Origin of the sequence: Mesorhizobium sp. M7A.F.Ca.CA.004.04.2.1 (genome assembly GCF_004022825.1) — a bacterium.
Lineage (GTDB): Bacteria > Pseudomonadota > Alphaproteobacteria > Rhizobiales > Rhizobiaceae > Mesorhizobium.
Genome location: NZ_RZPH01000533.1, coordinates 1 through 4,099, shown reverse-complemented (window position 1 = coordinate 4,099; position 4,099 = coordinate 1). Strand labels below are relative to the sequence as shown.

Annotated in this window: 3 protein-coding genes; all 3 read right to left on the bottom strand. The window is 60.6% G+C overall.

Translation table 11 applies throughout. The features are described from left to right. The coding region (locus tag EN893_RS21875; protein ID WP_164901009.1) for a sugar ABC transporter ATP-binding protein at positions 1 to 1,440 on the bottom strand (1,440 nt) is incomplete at its 3' end. 65 nt (positions 1,441 to 1,505) lie between these two features. Beyond that, positions 1,506 to 2,648, bottom strand: coding sequence for a substrate-binding domain-containing protein (locus tag EN893_RS21870; protein WP_164748684.1), 1,143 nt, complete (start codon positions 2,646 to 2,648; stop codon positions 1,506 to 1,508). Between the two features lie 76 nt (positions 2,649 to 2,724). Further along, positions 2,725 to 4,099 (bottom strand): aldehyde dehydrogenase (aldA, locus tag EN893_RS21865; RefSeq protein WP_128361768.1); only part of this gene is annotated, 1,375 nt, incomplete at its 5' end.

The window sequence follows — 4,099 nt, the reverse complement described above, 5'->3', positions numbered from 1 at the left end:
ATCCAGAAGTTCTTCGAGTTCCGAAGAAATGAGCAGCACGGCGACGCCATCGCCTGCCGTGCGGCGCACAAGCTCGCGCATATCGCGCTTGGCATTGACGTCCACGCCGGAAGTTGGCTCATCTAGGATCAACAGCTTCGGCTTCATTGCCAGCCATTTTGCGAAGACAATCTTCTGCTGATTGCCGCCCGAAAGCTCCTGGGCTTTTTGTAAGGGACCGCGGCACAGGATATTAAGGTCGTCGCGGTATTGTCTGAACAAAGCCGCTATCCGGGCCTTTGCCATCGGTCCAAAGGGACCCGCGAGCGAGAAATCGGAAAGGCGGGGAAGCGCAAGATTCTCCTCGATGGAGCGCCCGCCAACAAGCCCTTCGAGCCGGCGGTCTTCTGGAACAAGGGCCACACCAGCAGTGATGGCCCCGCGGACGCTGCCCAGCCGAACGGATTCTCCTGCGACGGTGATGTGGCCGGATACATCCGGAAGGATACCGAACAAGGCCTTGCCCAAGGTCGAGCGGCCGCTGCCGACAAGCCCGGCAAGACCGACGATCTCGCCTGGATCGATCGAGAACGATACGTCGGACAGCTTGCGCGACGTGGCTAGATCGCGGACCTCAAGGGCCGGCGCCCCGACCGACGTTGCCGGGCGGCGTTTTGTGGGCGCTGCTGCGGTCGGCAAAGGTGCGTCGCCCCTTGGCCGTGACATCATCGCGGCGATATCCTCGATGGATGTCTTGCTCGGATCAAGTGGGCCAACCAGTCGCCCATCCTTGATGATCGAAATGCGATCCGAAAGCCGCAGCACATCGGCCATGCGATGGCTGATGTAGACGATACCGATTCCGCCCTGCTTTAGCTGACCGATGGTGCGAAAAAGCGTTTCTTCCTCGTGGATGGTCAGAGATGAAGTCGGCTCATCCATGACGAGCAGCTTGGCGCCCCGCGAGATCGCCTTGAGGATCTCGACCATCTGCCGTTGGGCGAAGGCCAGATCGCCCACGCGCGCAGAAGCATCAAGCGAGAAGGCGTACCGCTCGATCAGAGCCTGGGCATCACGAACCATTTTTCTGCTGTTGATACGCCGGCCAAAGGAGAGGGGCTCGCGAAGGACAAAGAGGTTTTCGGCAACCGAGCGGTTCGGCAAGACGCTCAGTTCCTGGAAGATCATTGCAATACCGCGATCGATCCTCTCGCGAAGCGACAAGCTGGTGACGTCCTCTCCGGCGAACAGAATGCGGCCCTCATCCGTTCGATAGGCTCCCATGAGAATCTTCATGAGCGTCGATTTGCCCGCACCGTTCTCGCCGAGCAGCGCGTGTGTTTCACCGGCCATGACCTCGAATGAAATATCAGACAGCACGCGGTTCGCGCCAAACGACTTGCTGATGCGTTGCATCGCTACAATCGCGTTCTGGGACGGTGACGTTTTCGCTTCGGCCATGACGATTTTCTCGGTCGCTCGGGAGCGTCGGCGGACTGTTGGAGCCCGCCGACGGAACAAGGGGGCTAGAAGCACTTGCCGTTGCAGATTTTTACCACTGAGGCTGGAGCATCTTCCTTGGTGACCAGCTTGAGGGCGCTGAGAAGGTCGAGCTTCTTGACGCGCAACGTCGGCACCGAAATGTATGGCGGGACGTCATGTCCAAGCAACGCAAGCGCGGCCGCCTTGGCCTCGGCGACGCCCTGGTCGTAGGGACGCTGCGCGCCTACGGCCAGAAATTCGCCGCGTGCAACGTTCAGCGCGCTGTCCGCGGCAATGTCATTCGTGGTGACGACGATGTCGCGGCCGAGTGTCTTTGCCGCGGCCACGACTTGCTGGGCGGGCGTGTCCCAGGCAACGAAAATACCCTTCATGTCGGGATGCGCCGTCAACATTGCGGTGGCAACCTCGTAGGCCTTCTCTGGCGCCGTGAAGGTGCCGACATCCGCGACCTTGATATCGGGATGTTCGCCGAATGCCTTCAAGGCACCGACCTTGCGGGCCGCGACGGAGTAGTAATAGTCATAAACCAGCGTGATGATGCCGACCTCACCCTTGCCGCCAATCGCCCCGACAAGTTCCTGCGCGGCGAAATAGGCATTCTTTTCATTGTCGGAGGCGACAACGGTCACATAGTCCTTGCCCGGGGCCATATCGACCGGGACGTTGTCCATGAAAACCAGCTTGATGCCGGCTGCCGCCGCCTTCTTGTAGGCTTCGGACTCAGATTTCGGATCGATCGGAATCGAGAAGATTACGTCCGGCTTGCGGGCGGTCATCTGCTCCAGATCGCTGATTTGCTGGCCGGGCTGGAACTTGGCGTCGGTGGTTCCTACGACCTCGATACCGAGGTCCTTGAGCGTGTTGCTGATTCCGGCGACCTGCAACTGAGGCCAGCCGGCATCCATGGTGTGCATCACCAGTCCAGCGGTAAACTTTCCCGCCTTGAGCTTGGCAAGGTCCTCATCGGAGAATTTCAGCACGTCCGGCGACACCGCCGGCGGACCATCCGGGAAGCCTGGGACGGGTTGGCCTCTCGGCGACAGGGGCAGCGGCTCGAGCAGAGCTTGTGCTTCCGGTGGGATGGTGTCATCGGCGAGAGCCGACGATCCGGCCAGTCCCGATAGCGCCAACGCCAAGGCGGCCGCCATAAATCCACGATAGTGCATTTCATTCCTCCCGATCATATGAAACGGCCGTAGCGGCCGGGTGGCGACCTGGCTGGTCGTACTGGTTGGGCGCTGTTCAGCGCCCGTAAGGCATCAATGCCGCCGTGGCGGCACCCGAATAGTTCACGTAGACCGTCTTCTTGCGCATGTAGCTCTCGAGCCCATGCACGCCGTCGTCGCCGCCCAGCCCGCTTTCGCGGAAGCCGACATGGAAACCCTGCAGCATTTCCGGTCCGATCCGGTTCACGTAGATCTCGCCGAACGAAACCTCGTTGACGGCGTTCATGACGCGGCCCAGATCATTGGTGAAAAGATAGGCCGACAGGCCATAGTTGCTGGCATTGGTGATGCTGACAGCCTCCTCGAAAGTGTCGAAGGGCATGATCGGCACGACCGGGCCGAAGATTTCGCGCGTCATGATCGGCATGTCAGGCGTCACATCTGTCAGTACGGTCGGATTGAGCCAGTAGCCGCCATCGACGGGCGCCTTGGTCGGGCGCCCACCGGCGAGAGCAAGCCTCGCGCCGCCCGCCACGGCTTCCGCAAGCACCGCCTCGACCTTTTCCAACTCTTCACGGCTGACTTTCGGGCCGATATCGGTATTTGTGTGCATCGGATCACCGACGACGAGCGACTTGGAGAATTCCACAAAGCGTGTGACGAACTGATCGTAAATCGAACGGTGAACGAGCGTGCGTTCGTTGCAAATGCAGACCTGTCCGCAATTCATGTATCGCGACGTGGCTGCGGAACGAACCGCCAGGTCGAGATCGGCATCAGCCAGGACGATGAATGGCGCCTTGCCGCCAAGCTCCAGCGAAACAGGCGTCAGATTGCGCGAAGCGTTCGCCATGATGCGCTTACCGGTCGGTACGCTTCCAGTCATGGTGATGAGGTCGACGCCGGGTTCCGTGCAGAGCACTTCGCCTATGGTTTCACCCCGTCCCGTTATGATGTTCACCACGCCGTCCGGCACGCCCGCTTCGACAAAGATGCGAGCCATTTCGAGCGCCGAAAGCGGCGTGTCTTCATGTGGTTTGAGGACGATGGTGTCGCCGGCGATCATGGCGGGCGCCACCTTTCGGCTGACCAAGGCGCTCGGGTAATTCCACGGAATGATGGCGGCGACAACGCCTACCGGTACACGCTGTATCCAGACCTGCTCTCCCGCGTAGTCGGACGGCAAGATCTCACCTTGAATGCGACGGGCAAATTCGGCGTAGTAGTCGAAGAACTCGGCTGCGCCGCCGACTTCACCTATTGCTTCATTGATCGGTTTGCCTTGTTCCCTGACCACCACCTCGGCCAGATGCCGGGCGTTCTGCCGGATCAAGACCGCGATCCGCTTCATGATCGCCGCACGGGCAAGAGGCGATTTGAGCCCCCAAGCCTTCTGCGCCTTGCGGGCGGCGTCTATCGCCTGGCGAGCCTGGTCTGGGCTTGCCTCGGGC

Bases quoted from the DNA above. Each gene is read 5' to 3' on its own strand.
- EN893_RS21870 (WP_164748684.1), bottom strand. From the start codon at position 2,648: ATGCACTATCGTGGATTTATGGCGGCCGCCTTGGCGTTGGCGCTATCG.